Source organism: Rhodovulum viride, from assembly GCF_003265965.1.
GTDB classification, from domain to species: Bacteria; Pseudomonadota; Alphaproteobacteria; order Rhodobacterales; family Rhodobacteraceae; genus Rhodovulum; species Rhodovulum kholense.
Window position 1 is genome coordinate 64,874 of record NZ_MUAV01000008.1, and the last position, 20,320, is coordinate 85,193.

19 protein-coding genes are annotated in these 20,320 nt (G+C 68.7%); 10 read left to right on the top strand and 9 right to left on the bottom strand.

From position 1 onward, the window contains the following. Nucleotides 1-5 precede the first annotated feature (5 nt). Together BYZ73_RS08660 and BYZ73_RS08665 are read right to left on the bottom strand one after the other, a co-directional pair. Nucleotides 6-1,592, bottom strand: a complete 1,587-nt coding sequence (locus tag BYZ73_RS08660; RefSeq protein WP_181498004.1) for a D-alanyl-D-alanine carboxypeptidase family protein — start codon at nucleotides 1,590-1,592, stop codon at nucleotides 6-8. A gap of 175 nt (nucleotides 1,593-1,767) precedes the next feature. Further along, nucleotides 1,768-2,469, bottom strand: coding sequence for an HAD family hydrolase (locus tag BYZ73_RS08665; protein ID WP_112315660.1), 702 nt, complete (start codon nucleotides 2,467-2,469; stop codon nucleotides 1,768-1,770). A gap of 140 nt (nucleotides 2,470-2,609) precedes the next feature. Between BYZ73_RS08665 and clpS the strand changes: the two genes are divergently transcribed. Genes clpS through BYZ73_RS08680 form a run of 3 tightly spaced genes read left to right on the top strand, consistent with a single transcriptional unit; the run spans nucleotide 2,610 to nucleotide 4,801 of the window. After that, nucleotides 2,610-2,930 carry an ATP-dependent Clp protease adapter ClpS gene (clpS, locus tag BYZ73_RS08670; RefSeq protein WP_075787469.1) on the top strand — a complete coding sequence of 107 codons (321 nt, stop codon included), beginning with the start codon at nucleotides 2,610-2,612 and terminating at the stop codon, nucleotides 2,928-2,930. 20 nt (nucleotides 2,931-2,950) lie between these two features. Beyond that, a complete protein-coding gene (locus tag BYZ73_RS08675) occupies nucleotides 2,951-3,952 on the top strand; it encodes a class I SAM-dependent methyltransferase (protein WP_112315661.1) in 1,002 nt (333 codons plus the stop codon). Nucleotides 3,953-3,991: 39 nt separating this feature from the next. Then, the gene (locus tag BYZ73_RS08680; protein WP_108027571.1) at nucleotides 3,992-4,801 is read left to right on the top strand and encodes an SDR family NAD(P)-dependent oxidoreductase; all 810 of its coding nucleotides are present in this window, start codon (nucleotides 3,992-3,994) and stop codon (nucleotides 4,799-4,801) included. Between the two features lie 17 nt (nucleotides 4,802-4,818). On the opposite strand, the gene BYZ73_RS08685 is transcribed toward BYZ73_RS08680, so the two are convergent. Then, a complete protein-coding gene (locus BYZ73_RS08685) occupies nucleotides 4,819-5,232 on the bottom strand; it encodes a hypothetical protein (protein ID WP_146176274.1) in 414 nt (137 codons plus the stop codon). 131 nt (nucleotides 5,233-5,363) lie between these two features. On the opposite strand from BYZ73_RS08685, the gene hemF reads away from it, so the two are divergent. Further along, entirely contained in the window at nucleotides 5,364-6,248 is an 885-nt protein-coding gene (hemF, locus tag BYZ73_RS08690) for an oxygen-dependent coproporphyrinogen oxidase (RefSeq protein WP_112315732.1), read from the top strand. 21 nt (nucleotides 6,249-6,269) lie between these two features. Here hemF and BYZ73_RS08695 read toward each other — a convergent pair whose 3' ends face one another. Both BYZ73_RS08695 and hemE read right to left on the bottom strand, forming a co-directional pair. After that, complete coding sequence (locus BYZ73_RS08695; RefSeq protein WP_112315662.1) at nucleotides 6,270-6,887, bottom strand: TetR/AcrR family transcriptional regulator; 618 nt, start codon at nucleotides 6,885-6,887, stop codon at nucleotides 6,270-6,272. A 153-nt stretch (nucleotides 6,888-7,040) separates the two neighbouring features. Continuing rightward, nucleotides 7,041-8,072: a uroporphyrinogen decarboxylase gene (gene hemE, locus BYZ73_RS08700; RefSeq protein WP_112315663.1), complete on the bottom strand. Its 1,032-nt coding sequence runs from the start codon at nucleotides 8,070-8,072 to the stop codon at nucleotides 7,041-7,043. A 104-nt stretch (nucleotides 8,073-8,176) separates the two neighbouring features. Here hemE and hemC point away from each other — a divergent pair, with 104 nt between their 5' ends. Continuing rightward, nucleotides 8,177-9,121, top strand: coding sequence for a hydroxymethylbilane synthase (gene hemC, locus BYZ73_RS08705; protein ID WP_112315664.1), 945 nt, complete (start codon nucleotides 8,177-8,179; stop codon nucleotides 9,119-9,121). A gap of 119 nt (nucleotides 9,122-9,240) precedes the next feature. On the opposite strand, the gene BYZ73_RS08710 is transcribed toward hemC, so the two are convergent. After that, entirely contained in the window at nucleotides 9,241-10,659 is a 1,419-nt protein-coding gene (locus tag BYZ73_RS08710; protein ID WP_245943095.1) for an FAD-binding oxidoreductase, read from the bottom strand. A gap of 187 nt (nucleotides 10,660-10,846) precedes the next feature. Next, entirely contained in the window at nucleotides 10,847-11,467 is a 621-nt protein-coding gene (locus BYZ73_RS08715; RefSeq protein WP_245943096.1) for an arylesterase, read from the bottom strand. Between the two features lie 76 nt (nucleotides 11,468-11,543). Between BYZ73_RS08715 and BYZ73_RS08720 the strand changes: the two genes are divergently transcribed. Beyond that, nucleotides 11,544-12,239, top strand: coding sequence for an ABC transporter ATP-binding protein (locus tag BYZ73_RS08720; RefSeq protein WP_112315666.1), 696 nt, complete (start codon nucleotides 11,544-11,546; stop codon nucleotides 12,237-12,239). Further along, entirely contained in the window at nucleotides 12,236-14,758 is a 2,523-nt protein-coding gene (locus tag BYZ73_RS08725; RefSeq protein WP_112315667.1) for an ABC transporter permease, read from the top strand. Before BYZ73_RS08720 ends, BYZ73_RS08725 begins: the two co-directional genes overlap by 4 nt. A 16-nt stretch (nucleotides 14,759-14,774) precedes the next feature. Here BYZ73_RS08725 and BYZ73_RS08730 read toward each other — a convergent pair whose 3' ends face one another. After that, nucleotides 14,775-15,851 carry an AbrB family transcriptional regulator gene (locus BYZ73_RS08730; protein WP_112315668.1) on the bottom strand — a complete coding sequence of 359 codons (1,077 nt, stop codon included), beginning with the start codon at nucleotides 15,849-15,851 and terminating at the stop codon, nucleotides 14,775-14,777. Nucleotides 15,852-16,046: 195 nt separating this feature from the next. On the opposite strand from BYZ73_RS08730, the gene BYZ73_RS08735 reads away from it, so the two are divergent. Next, nucleotides 16,047-17,372 carry a UDP-glucose dehydrogenase family protein gene (locus BYZ73_RS08735; protein ID WP_108027581.1) on the top strand — a complete coding sequence of 442 codons (1,326 nt, stop codon included), beginning with the start codon at nucleotides 16,047-16,049 and terminating at the stop codon, nucleotides 17,370-17,372. 72 nt (nucleotides 17,373-17,444) lie between these two features. Here BYZ73_RS08735 and BYZ73_RS08740 read toward each other — a convergent pair whose 3' ends face one another. Then, nucleotides 17,445-18,131, bottom strand: a complete 687-nt coding sequence (locus BYZ73_RS08740) for a hypothetical protein (protein WP_112315669.1) — start codon at nucleotides 18,129-18,131, stop codon at nucleotides 17,445-17,447. 228 nt (nucleotides 18,132-18,359) lie between these two features. On the opposite strand from BYZ73_RS08740, the gene pncA reads away from it, so the two are divergent. Together pncA and pncB are read left to right on the top strand one after the other, a co-directional pair. Next, nucleotides 18,360-18,968 (top strand): bifunctional nicotinamidase/pyrazinamidase, encoded by a 609-nt coding sequence (gene pncA, locus BYZ73_RS08745; protein ID WP_112315670.1) that lies wholly within the window; start codon nucleotides 18,360-18,362, stop codon nucleotides 18,966-18,968. Between the two features lie 3 nt (nucleotides 18,969-18,971). After that, complete coding sequence (gene pncB / locus BYZ73_RS08750) at nucleotides 18,972-20,264, top strand: nicotinate phosphoribosyltransferase (RefSeq protein WP_112315671.1); 1,293 nt, start codon at nucleotides 18,972-18,974, stop codon at nucleotides 20,262-20,264. The last annotated feature ends 56 nt before the right edge of the window (nucleotides 20,265-20,320 follow it).

Here is a 20,320-nt window from a genome sequence, read left to right on the forward strand (position 1 = left end):
GCGGATCACGACGGGGGCTGGCCGAAGGTGCTGCAGGTCGAGCCGTGCGATTGCAGGCGGCGGCAGGCCTGATCGGCCTCAAGCTCGGTCATGCCGACGAAATTGGCCTCGAACCCGCGGCGGCCCTGCACCACCTTGCGCAGGGCGTTGTCGAGAATGCCCATCTCCTGCAGGGCGGTGCGCAGCAACACACGCTCGGCCTGATAGCGCGAATTGTAGTTGCCGACATTGATGCCCCAGTAGCGCCCGCCCGAAGACGACATCCGCGAGACGATCTGTGGCTCGTCCTCGGCCAGCGCCAGTTCGACCGCATCGGGCGCGGCGGGCGGGGCAGAGGCCGCTGCGGCGGCCGCGGCCGCGACGGCGGCAAGATCGGTGGCGGCGGGTTCGGGAGCCGCCGCGGCGACGGCCACGGAGTCCGTGCCGGGGGCGGGCGCCACCGGCGCAGCGGTTTCCGGCGCCAGACCGTCGGGCCGGGCCCGCGGCGGGATCGAGACCGCAAGAGCCGCGCGGGATGCAGGGGCTTCGGACGCGACTTCGGCTGCGGGAGCGGTCAGTTCGGCCTTGGCCGCGTTGACCGAGCTGCTGACATCGGCGGCGAGAGCCGCGATCAGCGCCTCGGTCGGAGCATGCGAGCCGGGGCGGGCCCGCGGCCGCACCGAGCGCGCCAGAAGCGCCTGGGCTGGCGCGGCCTCGACCGGCGGCACCGCCGCAAGGCGGGCGGCTCCGGTCAGATAGGGCGGCTTTTGCGGGCTGCGCAGGGCGACGCGGCTGGGCGCCTTGCGGAAGCCCAGATCCAGGAGCTTGGCGACCTCGGCGTTGCGCGCGGCGGTGCTGCGCCCGCCGAGGACCGTGGCGATGATGCGTTCCTGCCCGCGCTTGGCAGAGCCCACGAGGTTGTAGCCCGCCGCATTGGTATAGCCGGTCTTGATCCCGTCGGCGCCGGAATAGCTTCCGAGAAAGCGGCGGTTGGTGCTGTAGACCTGACGGCCGCCGGCATCGTCGGTCACCCGCGAAAAGATGTTATAATAGCCCGGATAGTCGTAGACGATGTGCCGCGCGAGGATGGTCAGGTCGCGCGCGGTCGACAGATGGCCCTCCTCGGTCAGCCCGTTGGCATTGCGGAAGGTGGTGCGGTTCATGCCCATCGCCCGGGCGGTGCGGTTCATCCGCCGCGCGAAGGCGGCCTCGGACCCTTCCAGCGCCTCGCCGATGGCGGTGGCCGCGTCGTTCGCCGACTTGATGGCGGCGGCCCGGATCAGGTACTTGAACCGGATCTTCTGACCGGCACGCAGGCCCAGCTTGGAGGGCGGCTCGGAGGCCGCATGGGCCGAGATCGTCACCACGGTTTCAGGGGAAATCTCGCCGTGCTCGATCGCCTCGAAGGCGAGATACAGCGTCATCATCTTGGTCAGGGAGGCCGGGTGCAGCCTCGTATCGGCGTTCTCGGCATGCAGCACTTCCCCGGTCCGGGCATCGACCACGAACGAGGCCGAGGGCGCGGCCCGAAGGCCGGTCGCGGCAACCGAAATGCCAAATGCAAGGATTGCGAATAGAAGCGCGTGCCGAACGCACAGACTCGCTCGTCTCACGGGGACCTGCCTTTTCACTGCCTCTCGCCACCCGATTGTCGTGCCGGGCGGTCCTGTTTCGTGGTAACCTTACCACGTTGCGCAACGAGGGAAAACACCCGTGTTTCAATGGCATTGGCCACGTTCTTGCGACACTGCAACATGTCGCGGTCGCGCGGGGACCGGCTACAACATGTCAGTCCAGCCGGGCGATCAGGTCCGGCAATTCGCCCAGATGGCACAGCTCGGCAAAGCGCGCATGGGCCCGGGGCGGCTCGGCATGTTCCAGCTCCCAGGTCAGGTCATGCGGCACGAAGACCCCCCAGGCGCCCGCCTCGATAGCCGGAATCACGTCGGATTTCAGCGAGTTGCCAACCATCATCGCGCGTTCGGCACCGTCGCCGTGACGGGCGAAGATGGCGCCGTAGCGGGGCGCCGTCTTGTCGCTGACGATCTCGACACCGTCGAACAGGTCGCCCAGCCCCGACTGCGCCAGCTTGCGCTCCTGATCGAGAAGATCGCCTTTTGTTATCAAAAGGATGCGATGCGTTCCCGCCAGCGCCAGAATGGCGTCGCGGGCCTCGGGCATCAGCTCGATTGGGTGGCGCAGCATCTCCTGCCCGGCCGCCAGCAGTTCGCGGATCACGGCGGCGGGAACCCGCTCTTCGGTGACCTCGATGGCGGTCTCGATCATCGACAGCACGAAGCCCTTGATGCCGAACCCGTACTGCCCGACATTGCGGCGCTCGGCCGCCAGCAGCCGGTCCATCAGCGCCTCGGACGGGACGTAATCCGCCAAGAGATCGGCGAATCGCGCCTGCGTCAGGCGGAAGAAGCGTTCGTTCTGCCAAAGCGTATCGTCGGCATCGAAACCGATGGTTGTCAGGTTTCCGGCCATTCCCGTCCCCTCGCGCGGTTCCGCGTCCCTTTTCAGACCGGCCCTTTTCAGACCGGGGCGTCCGCATATATAAAACCACTTGAGCTGAACACCACAACCTTCGCCGGAGCCCGGACCCCGTGACGAACGACCTTCGCATGATGGCCGACAAGAGTGGCGACCCCGAAGGCGAAACCGGGGTCATCACCAAGACCAAGCCAAAGACCCAGCGGCCGCCGCTTTACAAGGTGCTGCTGCTGAACGACGACTACACGCCGATGGAATTCGTCGTGCATGTGCTGGAGCGTTTCTTCGGCATGAGCCACGCCCAGGCCTTCGAGATCATGCTGGTCGTGCACAAGAAGGGCGTCGCCGTGGTCGGCGTGTTCAGCTTCGAGGTGGCCGAGACCAAGGTCGCCCAGGTGATGGATTTCGCCCGCCGCCACCAGCACCCCCTGCAATGCACGATGGAAAAGGAGTAGGGCCCAAGGCCCGCCCGTCCATGACCGTTTCCAGACTGACCCTGGCGCTGCAAGGCGGCGCCGTTTCATTGCCGCCCGAGGGGCGGATCGCCGTCTTCGACGCCCCGGCCACGGCCGACCTGTCGGCCCTGCCAAAGGACCGGGTGCAGATCGTGCAGGGCTTCGCCCCCGATCATGCCGCCTGGGCCGCGCGCGGCTGGGAGGTCGCGGTCGCACCCTCGGGCGCGTTCTCGGCCGCCCTTGTCCTGCTGCCACGCGCCAAGGCCGCGGCCCAGGCCCGGCTGGTCGAGGCGCTGGGGCTGACCGGCGGCGGGCCGGTGCTGGTCGACGGCGCCAAGACCGACGGGGTCGACAGCCTTCTGAAGGCGCTGCGCCAGGGCGGCGCCGAGGTCTCGGCCCCCTTCGCCAAGGCCCATGGCAAGACCTTCGCGGTCCGGGCCGACCCTGCGGACTTCGATGCCTGGCGCCCCGGCGCGGGCGAGCTGGTGGCGGGGCGCTACCGCACCCTGCCCGGCGTCTTCTCGGCCGATGGCGTCGACCGCGGCTCGGCGCTTCTGGTGGGCGCGCTGCAGACGTCGCTGAAGGGCCGGGTCGCCGATCTGGGCGCGGGCTGGGGCTATGTCGCCGCCGAGGCGCTGGCCGCCTATCCCGGCATCGCCGAGATGCATCTGATCGAGGCCGATCACGCCGCGCTTGCCTGTGCCCGGGCCAACGTCACCGACCCGCGCGCCCGGTTCCACTGGGCGGACGCCACCGCCTTCACCGTCGAGAAGGGCTTCGACACGGTGCTGACGAACCCGCCCTTCCACGTCTCGCGCGCCGCCGATCCGGGGCTCGGGCGGGCGTTTCTGGCGGCGGCGGCGCGGCTGCTGGCGCCGCACGGACAGGCGCTGATCGTCGCCAACCGGCACCTGCCCTATGAACGCGACCTGGCTGCGCTGTTCGGGGAAACCCATGAAATCGGCGGCGATGCGGGGTTCAAGCTGCTGCTGGCGCGGCGGCCGTCTCGCCGCCCCCGGTGAAATCGCATAGTCTGACCAACCGAATCAGGAGGCTCCGCCATGTCTTTCTCCATCCAGGGCAAGACTGCCATCGTCACCGGCGCGGCCAACGGGCTGGGGCTGGCCATCGCCCGGCATTTCAGCGACCGCGGCGCGAACGTGATGTTCGCCGACCGGGACGAGCCGCGGCTGGTCGACGAATGCGGCAAGAATCCCGAGACCGAAAGCACGGTGCGCTACTTCGCGGGCGACCTGCGCGAGCGGCTGACCATCGCCAACCTGCTGTCGGCCACCATCGACGCTTTCGACCGCATCGACATCCTGGTTAATGCCAGCCGCCAGATGGTGCTGTCCGATCCGCTGGACCCAGACAATGATGGGTTCGACGTGATGATGGAGCAGAACGTGATGACCTCGCTCCGGCTCAGCCAGATCGTGTCGCGGCGGATGATCCGTCAGGCCGAGGAGGCGGGCCAGACCGAGGGGCAGGCCGGCGCCATCGTCAACATCTCGTCGATCGCAGCGACCCGCACCCATGGCGAGCTTCTGGCCTATTCGGTCAGCTGCGCGGCGCTGGAACAGCTGACCCGCTCGATGGCGGTGGCGCTGGCGCCGCACCGGATCCGGGTCAACGGCGTGGCCTTCGGTTCGGTGATGTCTGCGAGCCTGCAGAACATCCTCAAGGACCAGCCCGACTACCGCAACGAGATCCGCTCCCACACGCCCCTCGGGCGCATCGCCAAGGCTTCGGAACTCAGCGAGACCGTTCAGTTCCTGTCCGCGGACGCGGCGCAGTTCATGACCGGCCAGATCCTTGCCGTCGATGGCGGGCGCACCCTGATCGACCCGGTGGCCGCGCCCGCGCACTGACCGGCGCGCCGCCTCGCCTATTGCTTGCCGGTGACCGTCCCGCTGGCCGGATAGCGGGCATCGCAAGCGGACAGCGCGCGCGCCGCGCGCCGCGCGGCCTCGGACCGCTTGGCCTTCAGTTCGGCGAGGTTGCGCCGTTCCGCATCCAGATCGACCGCCACCGGCACCTCGCGGATCCCCACGTCCGGATAGTCGCAGAAGGTGAACCCCATCGCCGGGCTGCGCCCGAAACGCGACCCATAGCAGAAATCGAACCGGGTGCGTTCATAGGGTTCGCGGCGATAGCCGTATCCGCGCGCGATGGTCTGCTCGGACTCGCGGATCAGCGTGTCGAGCACGCGCAGGTCGTAAAGCGCCGCGCGTTCGCAGGACTGGCGCGGCGTGGCGCAGGCGGCAAGCGGCAGAAGCAACAAGAGGGCTAGCTTTCGCATCGAGGGACTCCCGGTCGGATGGCCTATCCTACGCCGCGGCGCGGGGCAACGGAACCGTGCGGCATGGTGGCGCGGGCGCGGATAAGCTGATAACCGGTTAACAAAACTGGGAGACCCGCGCGATGACCGAAATGTTCGACGACCGAAAGGCGCAGGCCTCGGCCTGGTTCCGCAGCCTTCGCGACGAGATCGTGGCCGCCTTCGAGGCGCTGGAAGAGGCCCCGCCCCCGGCGCCGGTGGCCGATCTCGCGCCGGGCCGGTTCAACGTGACCGAGACGCGGCGCCAGTCCGAGGACGGATCTGATGCCGGCGGCGGCTTGATGAGCGTGATGCGCGGCGGCCGGATCTTCGAGAAGGTGGGCGTCAATGTCTCGACCGTCTATGGCACGCTGAACCCGCGGGCGCAGGCGGCGATGGCCGCGCGCAAGGGGCTTGAGGGGATGAAGGACGACCCCCGGTTCTGGGCCTCGGGGCTGAGCCTGGTGGCCCATATGCGCAATCCGCATACCCCCGCCGTCCACCTCAACACCCGGATGTTCTGGACCCCGCATGACTGGTGGTTCGGCGGCGGCACCGATCTCAATCCCTGCCTGCCCCACGACGCGGACACGGCCGATTTCCACGGGGTGCTGAAGGCGCATTGCGACCGGCACGACCTCAGCCATTATCCGCGCTTCAAGGCCTGGGCCGACGAGTATTTCTATGTGCCGCATCGCGGCCGGGTCCGGGGCGTCGGCGGCATCTTCTTCGACGACCTGAATTCGGGCGACTGGTCGGCGGATTTCGCCTTCACCCAGGATGTCGGCCGCGCCTTCCTACCGGCCTTCCTGCCGCTGGTCGAGCGGCGCGCGGGCACCGCCTGGACCGAGCGCGACCGCGAGGCGCAGCTGGCGCATCGAGGGCTTTATGCCGAATACAACCTGCTTTACGACCGCGGCACGCGCTTCGGGCTCGAGACCGGGCATGACCCGGAAGCCGTACTGATGAGCATGCCGCCGCTGGCCAGCTGGCCCTGAGCCCGCGCCAGAGGCCGGGTTTCAGTCGTCGCCGGACGCGCAGATCAGGTCGATCAGCAGGTCGAGGGTCTGCGCGGCCTGGTCCCATTTGCCGCCCGACCGGTTCGGGCCATCGGCATCCAGCGCCAGAACCGCGACGCCATGGATCGTGGTCCAGAGCAGAAAGGCAAGCTCGCGCGCCTTGCCGGTGCTCCGTCCCCGATACGCACGACAGCGCCGCACGCCCTCGGTCAGCGCCTCGAGCGAGTCGGGCGGAACGATGACATCGATGATATGGGCGATCCCGCCATCGCCCGGATCGCAATAAAGAAGGCGATAAAGCGCGGGGTTCGTCCGGGCGAACTCAAGATGGGCGCGGCCGCCCTCGCGCAGGCGTGTCGGCGGATGCCCGTCCGGGTCGAAATAGCGGGCGGTCAGCCGGGCCGCGAGCCGGTCGTAACAGACCCGCCGCAATTCCGAGACCAGCGCATCCCGGTCGGGAAAGGCGGCCCGCACCCGGCCCTCGGGAACCCCTGCGGCCTCGGCCACCTCGCCAAGCGAGAACCGCGCGGTTCCGCGCTCGCGCAGCAGCACGATCAGGGCATCGACGACCCTGACGCGAAAGCCGGACGCGGCAAAGAGTTCGGACGGTTGGGCCATGGGTCCCCGGTCAAGGCATGCGGCAAATTCAACTATAGCTAGCGACCGCAACCGACGGCTTCAACCTGACCAAAAGGCGGGCCTCGGCAGGAAAACGCCCGCGCGAAGCGATCCGCGCGGGCGTTTGCCGGATTCCGTCCCGAAGGGTGCGCCCTAGGCGCGCAGGGCCTCGAGCATCACAGTCACATTCTCGGGATCGGCATCGGGGGTGATGCCATGGCCGAGATTGAAGATATGCGGCCCTTTCGAGAAGGCTTCCTTGATGCGCCTGGTCTCGTCGATCAGCGCCTGGCCGCCGGTCACCATCAGTTTCGGGTCCATGTTGCCCTGGACGCAGCCATCCTTCTGGACGTTCTCGACGGCCCATTCGGCCGACACCGAATTGTCGAGAGCGACGCAATCGGCGCCGGTCGCCTTGGCGAAACCGATATACTTGTCGCCCGCCTCGCGCGGGAAGGCGATGCAGGGCAGGCCCGGATGGCGCGCCTTCATCTCGGCGATGATCCGCCGGGCGGGCTCCATCGCGTATTTGTCGAAGGCCTCGCCCTTCAGCGACCCGGCCCAGCTGTCGAAGATCTTGACGACTTCGCAGCCCGCCTCGACCTGTTTCGACAGGTATTCGATGGTCGCGTCGGTCAAGAGGTCGATCAGCGCCGCAAAGGTCGCCTCGTCCTCGGTGCGCAGCGCATGGGCCGGGGCCTGGTCCTTGGTGCCGCGGCCCGCGATCATGTAGGTCGCGACCGTCCAAGGGGCGCCCGCGAAGCCGATCAGCGTGGTTTCCTTGGGCAGCTCGCGCGCCAGGATCCGGCAGGTTTCATAGACCGGGGCCATGTGGTCGTGGATGTCGTCCTTGCCCTTCAGCGCCTTCAGACCCTCGGGGCCGGTGATCGTGGACATGCGCGGGCCTTCGCCCGTCTCGAACCACAGCTCGGCGCCCAGCGCCTGGGGCAGCAGCAGGATATCGGCGAACAGGATGGCGGCGTCGAACCCGTAGCGGCGGATCGGCTGCAGCGTCACTTCGGCCGCAAGTTCCGAGTTGTAGCAGAGCGACAGAAAGTCGCCGGCTTCGGCCCGGGTGGCCCTGTATTCGGGCAGATATCGCCCCGCTTGCCGCATCAGCCAGACCGGGGGCACGTCCATCGTCTCTCCGGAAAGTGCCCGCAGCAGTTTTTTAGTTTCCGCCATCGTCGTCCCCGTTTATGTGTGCGGCCTGTCGTCCCCTGCTTGCGTCAGCATGTCAAGACAGGCCGAGTTGTCAGGACGACGTGACGCGATTAGAGGTTTGGCGCATGGCTATCACACTTCCTTCCCCCGCTTCACCCCTCAAGATCGGCACGCGCGGCTCGCCGCTCGCGCTGGCTCAGGCTTATGAAACCCGCGAACGGCTGATGAAGGCGTTCGATCTGCCGGAGGACGCCTTCGAGATCGTGGTGATCAACACGATCGCTGACCGGGTGCTGGACCGCGCGCTGAAGGAGATCGGCGGCAAGGGTCTCTTCACCAAGGAGATCGAGGACGCCATGCTGGGCGGCAAGATCGACATCGCGGTCCATTCGACCAAGGACATGGCGGTCGAGCAGCCCGAGGGGCTGGTGCTGGACACCTTCCTGCCGCGCGAGAACTATCGCGACGCCTTCATCTCGAAAAGCGTCAAGGGGCTGAAGGATCTGGCCGAGGGCGCGGTGGTCGGCACCTCGTCGCTGCGCCGCCGGGCCCAGCTGCTGAACTACCGCCCCGACCTGAAGGTGGTCGAATTCCGCGGCAACGTGCAGACCCGGCTGAAAAAGCTGGAAGACGGCGTGGCCGAGGCGACCTTCCTCGCCATGGCCGGGCTGAACCGTCTGGGGCTGGAAGAGGTCGCGCAATCGACCATCGAGCCCGAAGAGATGCTGCCCGCCGTGGCGCAGGGCGCCATCGGGATCGAGCGGCGCAAGGACGACGCGCTGGCCGGTCACCTGCTGGAAGCGCTGCACGACAAGGCCACCGGCGAGATGATGGCCTGCGAACGCGCCTTCCTCGACGCGCTGGACGGGTCCTGCGAGACCCCCATCGGCGGGCTTGCGCTGCACGAGGGTGGCAGCCTGTGGCTGCGCGGCGAGATCCTGCGCCCCGACGGGTCCGAACGGATCGCGGGCGAGGATCGCGCGACCATCGAGGACGCGGCCGAGATGGGCTTTGCGCTGGGCAAGAAACTGCGCGAGCAGGCGGGCGAAGGCTTCTTCGACTGGGAGTGACCCATCCGGGGCGCGCCCCCAGAGATCGGGCCCGCAGCCATCGGGACCAATCGTCAGACGCCCGGCTTTTCGGCCGGGCGTTTGCGTATTCGGGGCCTTCCGGTCCGGGAAACGGAGGATCAGTCCTCGCCCGACGGGATCAGCTTGCCGGGGTTCATGATGTTCTGCGGGTCGATGGCCGCCTTGATCCGGCGCATCACATCGAGCGCCACCGGGTCCTTGCGGCGGGTCATGGTCGAAAGCTTCGAAAGCCCGATCCCGTGTTCGGCCGAGAAACTGCCCCTGAGCGCCGCGACCTCGTCCTCGACGGCCTCGCGGATGATCTCCTTCATCTCGGGGCGGTCGGTCGTGGGCCAGACGGTATAATGCAGGTTGCCGTCGCCCAGATGGCCGACATTGACCGTTTCGGCGCCGGGGTCGATCTCTTGCAGCCGCGCCTCCATCCGGTCGAGGAAGGTCCCCACCAGATCGAGCGGCAGGGCCACGTCATTGTCGATCACCGGCTGGCGCGAAAAGCAGATCTCGGCCGACAATTCGCGCCGGTGCCAGATCTCGGCCCGCTGGGCCTCGTTCTGGGCGACGACCGCGTCCAGCACCTCGCCCCGCTCCATCGCCTCGGCCAGCGCCTCTTCGAGGATCGCCACGACCGGCAGGCGGCCGTCCGGGCCCGGGGTCGCGTCGCGCGGCGCGGTGGCGCCGATCTCGACCATGATGTTGATCTCGTGCGGCTCGGCGAAGGGCGGACGCAGCTCGCGGCGGCAGCGAAAGAGATGACGCATGAAGTTGCCGGGCATGTATTCGAAGGCCTCGACCGCGCCGCCGGTGGTTTCCTGCAACCGGTTCAGCAGATCGAGCGCGGCGGGCAGGCTTTCGACCGCGGCCATCGCCGTGGCATAGGCGCGCGGCCTGGGGAAAAGCCGCACCACGGCGGCGGTGATGATCCCCAGCGTGCCCTCGGCCCCGATCATCAGGTCCTTGAGGTCGAGCCCGGTATTGTCCTTGTAAAGCGGGCTCATGACGTCCATCACCCGGCCGTCGGGCAGCACCGCCTCGAGCCCGAGGCAAAGCGCCCGGGTGGTGCCGTAACGCAGCACGTTCGAGCCGCCCGCATTGGTCGACAGCACCCCGCCGATCCGCGCCGAGCCGCGCGCGCCGAAGGTCAGCGGAAAGACCATGTCCTGGGCCGCGGCCGCGTCGTGCAGCTGCGACAGGATCACGCCCGCCTCGACCGTCGCGGTCCGGGCGCGCGGATTGATCTCGCGGATCCGGTTCAGCCGTTCGACCGAGATCATCAGCGCGCCATCGGCATAGGCGCCGCCCGCCAGCCCGGTATTGCCCGCAACCGGCACCACCGGAATGCGGTGCCGCGCGGCCAGGGTCACCACGGCGGCCAGCTGGTCGCGGTCGGCCGGTCGCAGCACGGCGCGGGGCGTGCCCTTGTATTTGCCTGTCCAGTCATGGGCATAGCGCTGGGTGTCTTCGCCGGTCAGCACATGGGCGGGGCCGAGAAGGTCGGTAAGCTGCGGGATCGGGTCCAAGGGTGCCTCCGTCTGTCGAGACGCACCTAACGCCAGCCGGGCGGTCTTGGCCAGAGGCTTGGGGCATCGCCGCCGCACGTGCCGCGATCCTGTCGTGATCGTCCTGTCACAAAGGCGCGCCTTGCGGCGCCAGATCCCTGTCTCGGGCCCGGCCTTCGGGCCGGACCTTCGGAGGGGCTGCGCCGGGTCAGCCCCCCGCCGCGGCCTCGGCCCGGGCGACAAGGTCGAGCACGCTCGGCCCCATCGCCTTGACGACCAGCGCGACGCCTTCGGCCGAGGGGTGGATGCCATCGGCCTGCATGTAGCGCGCCATCGCCTTGTCCCGGTCGGGCAGGTCGGTCAGCCCCTTTAGGAAGTTCGGAAAATAGAGCGCGTCATGGGCCTTGGCGAGTTCGGGATACATCGCATCGAAGGCCGCCTCGAACTCGGGCCCGTAATTGCCCGGCGCGTCGAGCCCGACCAGCAGGACCGGCACATGGGCGGCATCGGCCCGGGTCAGGATCGCGTCGAGATTGGCGCGCGAGGCGGCCGGGTCGATGCCGCGCAACAAATCGTTACCGCCAAGCGCAACGATCAGTCCGTCGACCTCGGGCGTGAGCGTCCAGCCGATCCGCGAGAGCCCCCCGGCGGTGGTGTCGCCCGAGACCCCGGCATTCAGCACCGTGACCTCGGCCCCCTGCGCGTCCAGCCAGGCTTCGAGCTGGGGCACGAAACCCTCTTCCTGCGGCAACCCGTAGCCCTGGGTCAGGCTGTCGCCCAGCGCGGCAATGGTCACCGGTTCGGCCGCAGCCGCGCCGCCCGCCAGCACCAGGGCTGCGGCGAGCTTGAGCGGGCGGCGCGCGGCCCCATATCGAAAGAGAGGCAGGCAACGGAGGCAGCACGCGATGGCAGACCCGATTCTTTCGCTCAGCGACGTCACGCTGACGCTCGACGGCAATGCCGGGCCGGTCGAGATCCTGCATGGCATCTCGCTCGACGTGACGCCGGGCGAGACGCTGGGGCTGGTCGGTCCGTCTGGGTCGGGCAAGTCGTCTCTCCTCATGCTGATGGGCGGGCTCGAACGGGCGACATCGGGCCGCGTGCTGGCGCTGGGCCGCGATCTGACGGCCATGAACGAGGACCAGCTTGCCCGGTTTCGCAGGGAACATATGGGCGTGGTCTTCCAGTCTTTCCACCTGATCCCGACCATGACCGCACTGGAAAACGTGGCGACGCCGCTGGAACTGGCCGGGCATCGCGACGCCTTCGAGCGCGCCGCCGACGAATTGCGCACGGTCGGGCTTGGCGCCCGGATGGACCATTACCCCAGCCAGATGTCGGGCGGCGAACAGCAGCGCGTCGCGCTGGCCCGCGCCGCCGCGCCGCGCCCGCATCTGCTGCTGGCCGACGAGCCGACGGGCAATCTCGATGGCGCCAACGGGGCCGCGATCATGGATCTTCTGTTCGGGCTCCGCGACCGCCATGGCGCGACGCTGGTGCTGGTGACCCATGCCCCCGATCTGGCCGCGCGCTGCGACCGGGTAATCGAGCTGGCCGACGGACGGATCGCGGGCGAAGCCGCGCGGAGGGCGGCGGAATGAGCCTGCCGGTCGCGGCGCGGATCGCCCGGCGCGAGTTGCGGGGCGGCCTGCGCGGGTTTTACGTCTTTCTCGCCTGCCTCGCGCTCGGCGTCGCCGCCATCGCCGCTGTCGGGTCTGTACGCGAGAGCATCGAAGGCGGGCTGACGCGCGAGGGCGCGGTGCTTCTGGGCGGCGATGCCGAGATGACGCTGACCTACCGCTTTGCCTCGGAGGAGGAACGCGCCTGGATGGAGGGCGTGTCGGACGCGCTGTCCGAAGTGGTCGATTTCCGGTCGATGATCGCGGTGACGCGCGACGGCGAGACCGAACGCGGCCTGACCCAGGTCAAGGCCGTGGACGACGCCTATCCGCTTTACGGCGCGGTCGCGCTCGACCCGCCGCTGCCGCTGGATCAGGCCATCGCCGGCAATGGCGCGGTGATGGAGCGGGTGCTGGCCGACCGGCTGGGGCTGAGGCCGGGCGACAGCTTACGGCTGGGAACCGCCGACTACACGCTGTCGGCGGTGCTGGCGCGCGAACCCGACGGGGCGGGCGACGGCTTCGGGCTGGGGCCGCGGCTGATCCTGCGCACGGCGGCTCTGGAGCCCTCGGGGCTGTTGGCCCCGGGCACGCTTTACGAGGTCAAGTACCGGCTGAAACTGCCGCCCGGCCATGACATCGCGGCGCTGGAACGCGAGGCCGAGACGCGCTTTGCCGACCGGGGCGTGCGCTGGCGCGATGCCCGGAACGGCGCGCCCGGCATGACCCGCTTCGTCGACCGGATGGCGTCTTTCCTCGTGCTGGTGGGGCTGGCCGGGCTTGCGGTGGGCGGCGTCGGCGTCTCGGCGGCGGTGCGGTCCTATATCGACGGCAAGACCGAGGTCATCGCCACGTTAAAGACGCTGGGCGCCGAGGGCCGCACGATCCTTGCCGCCTATCTGATTCAGATCGGGGTGCTGGCCGGGCTGGGCATCGGGCTGGGGCTTGCGCTGGGCGCCGTACTGCCGCTGGCGGCGGGGCCGCTGATCGAACCCCGGCTGCCGGTCCCGGCCGATTTCACCGTCCATGCCCGCCCGCTGATCGAGGCCGCCATCTATGGCGTGCTGACGGCGCTTCTCTTCACGCTCTGGCCGCTGGCCCGGACCGAAGAGGTGCGGGCGGCAGCGCTGTTCCGCGACGCCTCGGGCCGGGTCAGGGCCTGGCCCCGGCCGCGCTACGTGGCGGCGACCGCGGGGCTCGCGTTCTTGCTGATCGGGGTCGCGGCCGTCTTCTCGGGGGTGCCGAAGCTGGCACTCTGGGCGGCGGCGGGCATTCTGGGCGCGCTGGGCCTTCTGGTGCTGGCGGCCGCCGCGCTGCAACTGATCGCCCGGCGTTCGGCCCGGGCGCGCGCCTTGCGCGGGCGCACCGCGCTTCGGCTGGCGATGGGCGCGGTCGGGGGTCCCGGGGGCGAGACCCAATCGGTGGTGCTGTCGCTGGGGCTCGGCCTATCGATCCTCGCGGCGGTCGGCCAGATCGACTGGAACCTGCGCAGCGCGATCCAGCAGGAGCTGCCCGACCGCGCGCCCTCCTATTTCGTCGTCGACATCCAGCCCGACCAGCTTGACGGCTTCCTGAACAGACTGAACCGGGACCCGGGCGTCAGCCGGGTCGAGACGGCGCCAATGATGCGCGGCGTCATCACCCGCATCAACGGCCGCCCCGCGCGCGAGGTGGCGGGCGATCACTGGGTGGTCACGGGCGACCGGGGCGTGACCTACGCCGCCGAGCCGCCCGCGAACACCGTGGTCACCGACGGGCTCTGGTGGCCTTCCGACTATGACGGGCCGCCGCAGATCAGCTTTGCCCGCGAGGAAGCCGAGGAAATCGGGCTGAAGCTGGGCGACGAGATCACCGTGAACATTCTCGGCCGCGACATCACTGCAACGGTCACGAGCTTTCGCGAGGTCGATTTCTCGACCGCGGGCATCGGCTTCGTGATGACGATGGACCCGGCCGCGGTGCAGGGCGCGCCGCATACCCATATCGCGACGATCTATGCCGAGCCTTCGGCCGAGGCGGCGATCCTGCGCGATCTGGCCTCGGCCTATCCCAACATCACCGCGATCCGGGTCAAGGACGCCATCGACCGGGTGGCCGAGGTGCTGGCGGGCCTTGCCGCGGCCATCGCCTATGGTGCGTCGGCCACGCTGGTGACCGGGGTGATCGTGCTGATCGGCGCCGCCGCGGCAGGCCAGCGGACGCGGATCTTCGAGGCGGCGGTGCTGAAGACCGTGGGCGCGGTCCGGGGCCAGATCCTGGCCTATTTCGCGCTTCGGTCGGCGATGCTGGGCGCGGCGGCGGGCGTGGTCGCGATTTTCGCGGGCGGGATCGCGGGCTGGGCGGTGATGCGCTTCGTGATGGAGGGCAGCTACCGGTTCGAGCCGGTCTCGGCGCTGGCCATCGTCCTCGGCGGCGCGCTCGCCACGCTGATCGCGGGGCTCGTCTTCGCCTGGCGCCCGCTGGCGGCGCGCCCGGCGCGGGTGCTGCGGGCACGGGAATAGGGGCTGACGCGCGGGGTCAGTCCCGGGGCGGCCGGGCCGCCGCCTCGCGCGCCATTACCCTGCGGGTCCGCGCGACCAGCACCGGCACCACGACCGTCAGCATCAGCAGGCGAAAGACGTGATGCGTGGTCACATAGGCCGGATCGGCGTTCAGCAGCAAAGACATGGCAATCATCGTTTCAAGCCCGCCCGGAGCGAAGGCGATCAGCGCGCTCAGGATCGGCAGGCCCAGCAGCTTGGACACCAGCGCCGCCGCCGCCAGCGAGACCAGCGTCGCGAAAACGGTCAGCAGGCTCGCAGCCCCCAGCGCCTTCCACAGCATGCTTGGCGTCACGCCGGAAAAGCGGGTGCCGATCAGGGTGCCCATGGTCACGAAGGCCGGCACTGACAGCCATGCCGGGACCGAGCCCGAGATCGTGCCGGTGGCATGGCCCAGCGCCGAAAGCCCCATCCCACCCAGCAGCAGCGCCGCCGGAACCCTGAACCGCTGCAGCGCAAGCCCCGCCAGGGCCGACAGCGCCAGAAGCGGCAGCAGGATCCAGAGCGGCATCGGCGGCGCCCCTTGCGGCGGCAGCACCGGCAGGTCGCCATGGCCCAGCAGCGGCGCCAAAAACGGCACCAGAAGGGTCAGCGCCAGCACCCGGATCGTCTGGATCATCGTGACCTGAAGCAGGTCGGCCCGGACATCGGTCGACAGGCTCAGCACGAAGCTGAGATGCCCCGGCGTCGCGGTCAGCAGCGCGCTCATCCGGTCGAAGCCGAACAGGCGCCGCAGCAGGCGCGATCCCAGCAGGATGATCGCCAGCACCGATAGCGCCAGCACCACCAGGCTCAGCGGCCAGCGGATCGCGGTGTCGATCGCCTCGGGGGTGACGCTGGCCCCGAGATTGACGCCCACCAGCACGAAACAGGCATCGCGGAACCGGTCGGGAAGCCGGGCCTGCAGGCCGGCCAGCGCGGCCAGCGTCACGCTCAGCGCCGGGCCGGTCAGGAACGGCGCGGGCATGTGCAAAAGCGCGGCAAAAGCCGCGCCCGCGGCGCCAATGGCGAGGGTCAGAAGAGCGGGGCTCAGCGAAGAGTCGGTCGATATCATGCGCGCTTCCGCAGACGTTGTCCGCCTGCCGGGTCCAGAAACCTGTCTGGCACCGGATTGTCAATTCCGGGCGGACGCTTCGTACCCCGCCGACCACAGGCATGACCCCGCCGCAGGAGCGGCAGGCAAAGCACGGTTGACTTGCGCCGCGCGCCGTCGCATGCGGCTCCGTGACAGGTTTCGAGGAGACTTTGCATGAAGATCGCGATGGTGGGAACGGGCTATGTCGGGCTGGTCTCCGGGGTATGCTTTTCCGATTTCGGGCACGAGGTCGTCTGCATCGACAAGGACCCCCGCAAGATCGAGATGCTGATGCGGGGCGAGGTGCCGATCTATGAGCCCGGGCTCGAGACGGTGATGGCGCGCAACGTCGCGGCGGGACGGCTTTCCTTTACCGGCGATCTGGCCGGGGCCGTGGCCGGGGCCGATGCCGTCTTCATCGCGGTGGGTACTCCCACCCGGCGCGGCGACGGCCATGCCGATCTAAGCTACGTGATGGCCGCGGCGGAAGAAATCGCCAAGGCGCTGACCGGCTATTGCGTCATCGTCACCAAGTCGACGGTCCCCGTCGGCACCAACCGGCAGGTCGCCGAGGTCGTGTCGAAGGCCAATCCGGCGGCCGAGTTCGACGTCGCCTCGAACCCCGAATTCCTGCGCGAGGGCGCGGCCATCGACGACTTCATGCGGCCCGACCGGGTCGTGGTGGGGGTCGAGTCCGACCGTGCCCGGGCGGTGATGTCCGACATCTACCGGCCGCTTTTCCTGCGCGAATTCCCAATCGTCTACACCGATCTGGAATCGGCCGAGATGATCAAATACGCCGCCAACGCCTTCCTCGCGACCAAGATCACCTTCATCAACGAGATGGCGATGCTGTGCGAACGGGTCGGCGCCGACATCAAGGCCGTGTCCAAGGGCATGGGGCTCGATGGCCGGATCGGCAACAAGTTCCTGCATGCCGGCCCCGGCTATGGCGGGTCGTGTTTCCCCAAGGATACCAATGCCCTGGCCCGGATCGGGCAGGACCATGCCTCGCCCTGCGCCATCACCGAGACGGTGATCGAGGTCAATGACCGGGTCAAGCGGCGGATGATCGACAAGCTGGTCGATCTCTGCGGCGGATCGGTCAACGGCAAGACCGTCGCGGTGCTGGGGGTGACCTTCAAGCCCAATACCGACGACATGCGCGAGGCGCCCGCGCTGACCATCGTGCCTGCGCTCGTCGGCGGCGGGGCCAAGGTCCGCGTGGTCGATCCGCAGGGCCGGCGCGAGGGTGAACACCTGCTGCCCGGCGTCGACTGGGTCGAGGACCCCTATGCCGCGGCCCGCGAGGCCGATGCGCTGGTGATCCTGACCGAATGGAACGAGTTCCGCGCGCTCGACCTCGGCCAGATGGCCCGGTCGATGGCGACGCCGCGCCTGGCCGATCTGCGCAACATCTACCCGCCCGAGGATGTGCGCGCCGCCGGGTTCGAGGCCTATGTCGCGGTCGGCCGCCGGGGCTTCGGCCTAGACGCCTGACGGCCCGACCGCCCGGTTCCGCGCTCCCTGCCCGGCGGGCGGGGGCGCCGATGCGCAAGGTCGCGCGATGCGTCAGGCGGTTGCCAGCGCCTCCAGCCGGGCATGGGCCGAGACGCTGCGCGCATCCAGCGTCACGTCATGCAGGAAGCGGCCCAGCGCGAGGCTGGTGATGTGCATCCGCTGTTCGGTGAACTCGGTGTCGAACAGCGTGTCGCGGATCAGCTGGCGTTCCTCCTCGTCCATCTCGAGGATCTGCGGCTTGGGCGTCGCGGTCTGCAACGAAACGATCGTGATCGGCGGAATCCGCGCCAGCGAGGACTGTTCGATCACCAGATGCAGATCGCCCGCCCGCATGCCCCGTCGGGCGGCGATCCGGGTCAGGATCTCGCGCCCCCGGACCCGGGCGATGTCGGCGCCGCGCTCGGCCTCTTCCTCGGGCATCAGCCGGTGACGCCGGTCGGCATTGTCGACCGACAGCACCCGCGACTCGACCAGATAGACGACAAGGAACATGAAGGCCGGAAACTGCCCGATCGGCAGCGCCGCCTCGGGAAACAGCAGCATCGCCACCGGAAACGGCGTCAGCGCGGCGCAATAGCGCAGGAACGAGATCTCGGTCGCCATGCGCCAGAAGATCGCGCGCCCGAACGAGCCGTGGGGCAACAGCCCCATCCCGTGCCCGATCAGCTGGCGCGGCACTTTCCGGATCCGCATGACGGCCCGGTTGGTCACGGTCGACGGCGTCACGACATGAAGCATCGGCAGGACTCCGCAAGGTTGTCACTCCATTAGATCTAACCACCTGCGGCCCCGCGTCCAGCCTGACGCCCCCCATCGACAGGCACGGGACGGGCCTGTTAGGCTGCCAACGGGGCGCGGTGCGGCAGCCGCGCGCCGCGAGGCGCGGAAAGACTGCGGCAAGAGCGGGGCATTGACCTGACCCGACCAGCCCCTTACCCCTGATCGACAGTGACCGGAGGAAGGCCAATGCGACCCGCCAACGAAGCCCTGATCGTCGTCGACATCCAGAACGATTTCTGCACCGGGGGCGCCCTTGCCGTGCCGGGCGGCGAAGAGATCATTGCCCGCGTCAACGCCCTGCTCGACGAGTTCCAGCTTCGCGTCTTCACCCAGGACTGGCATCCGGCCGATCACGGCTCGTTCGCCGACAACCACGAGGGCCGCAAGCCCTACGAGGTGATCGACATGCCCTACGGGTCGCAGATCCTCTGGCCGGTGCATTGCGTGGCCGAGACCGGCGGCGCCGCGTTTCATCCCGATCTCGACGTCGCGAAGGCCGATCACGTCGTGCGCAAGGGCACGAACCCGGCCATCGACAGCTATTCGGCCTTCTTCGAGAACGACCACGAGACCCCCACCGGGCTCGACGACTACCTGTCGTCCAAGGGGATCGAGAAGGTGACCCTGGTCGGGCTCGCCACCGATTTCTGCGTGCTCTATTCGGCGCTCGACGCCAACCGGCTGGGCTATGCGGTGACGGTGCTGGAAGGCGCCTGCCGCGGGATCGACCTGAACGGGTCGCTCGAGGATGCGCGCACTACGCTGCTGGATGCCAACATCGTCCTGGAGCCCTGAGCGATGGCCGACATCGCGACCCGGGTCTACAATCACAAATGGAAGATCGACCCGATTGTCCGGTCCCTGCTGGATACGGACTTCTACAAGCTTCTGATGTGCCAGTCGGTGTTCCGCAACCATCCCGACACCAAGGTGCGGTTCTCGCTGATCAACCGGTCGACCGATATCCGGCTGGCCGAGCTGATCGACGAGGGCGAATTGCGCCAGCAGCTGGACCATATCCGCACGCTCCGGCTGACGCGGGGCGAATCGACCTGGCTCCGTGGCAACACCTTCTACGGCAAGCGCCAGATGTTCCGCCCCGAATTCATGGAATGGTTCGAAGAGCTTCGCCTGCCGCCCTACACGCTGGAAAAGCGCAACGGCCAGTACGAGCTGACCTTCGAGGGCCGCTGGCCCGAGGTCATGATGTGGGAAATCCCGGCACTGTCGGTGCTGATGGAGCTGCGTTCGCGCGCGGTGCTGGAACGGCTCGGCAAGTTCGAGCTGCAGGTGCTTTATGCGCGCGCCATGACCAAGCTCTGGGAAAAGATCGAGCGGCTGCGCGGGCTCGAGGACGTGAAGGTCGCCGATTTCGGCACCCGGCGGCGCCATTCCTTCCTGTGGCAGGACTGGTGCGTGCAGGCGATGATCGAGGGGCTCGGCACCCGCTTTACCGGCACCTCGAACTGCCTGATCGCGATGCGCCACGACATCGAGGCGATCGGCACCAACGCCCATGAACTGCCGATGGTGCAGGCCGCGCTGGCCGAAACCGATGCCGAACTGCGCCGCGCGCCCTACAAGGTGCTGGCCGACTGGCACGAAGAGCATGACGGCAACCTGCGGATCATCCTGCCCGACACCTTCGGCTCGCGCGGGTTCCTGGAAAACGCCCCCGACTGGCTGGCGGGCTGGACCGGCATCCGCATCGATTCCGGCGACCCGGCCGAAGGCGCCGAGGCCGCCATCGCCTGGTGGACGGCGCGCGGCGAGGACCCGACGCGCAAGCTCATCATCTTTTCCGACGGGCTCGACGTCGACAAGATCGTCGAGCTGCACCACCGTTTCGCGGGCCGGGCCAAGATCAGCTTCGGCTGGGGCACGCTGCTGACCAACGATTTCCGCGGCCTCGTGCCCGGCGACGGGCTCGCGCCGTTCAGCCTGGTCTGCAAGGCGGTCAGCGCCAACGGGCGCCCCACGGTCAAGCTCAGCGACAACCCGAACAAGGCGATGGGGCCGGCCGACGAGATCGAGCGCTACAAGCGGGTGTTCTCGGTCGGCGCCCAGGCGCCGATGGACGTCGTGGTCTGACACCCCGGCGGCACGTCTGTGGCAAGCCTTGCGTCATGGGTATTTCAGCCAAGAAG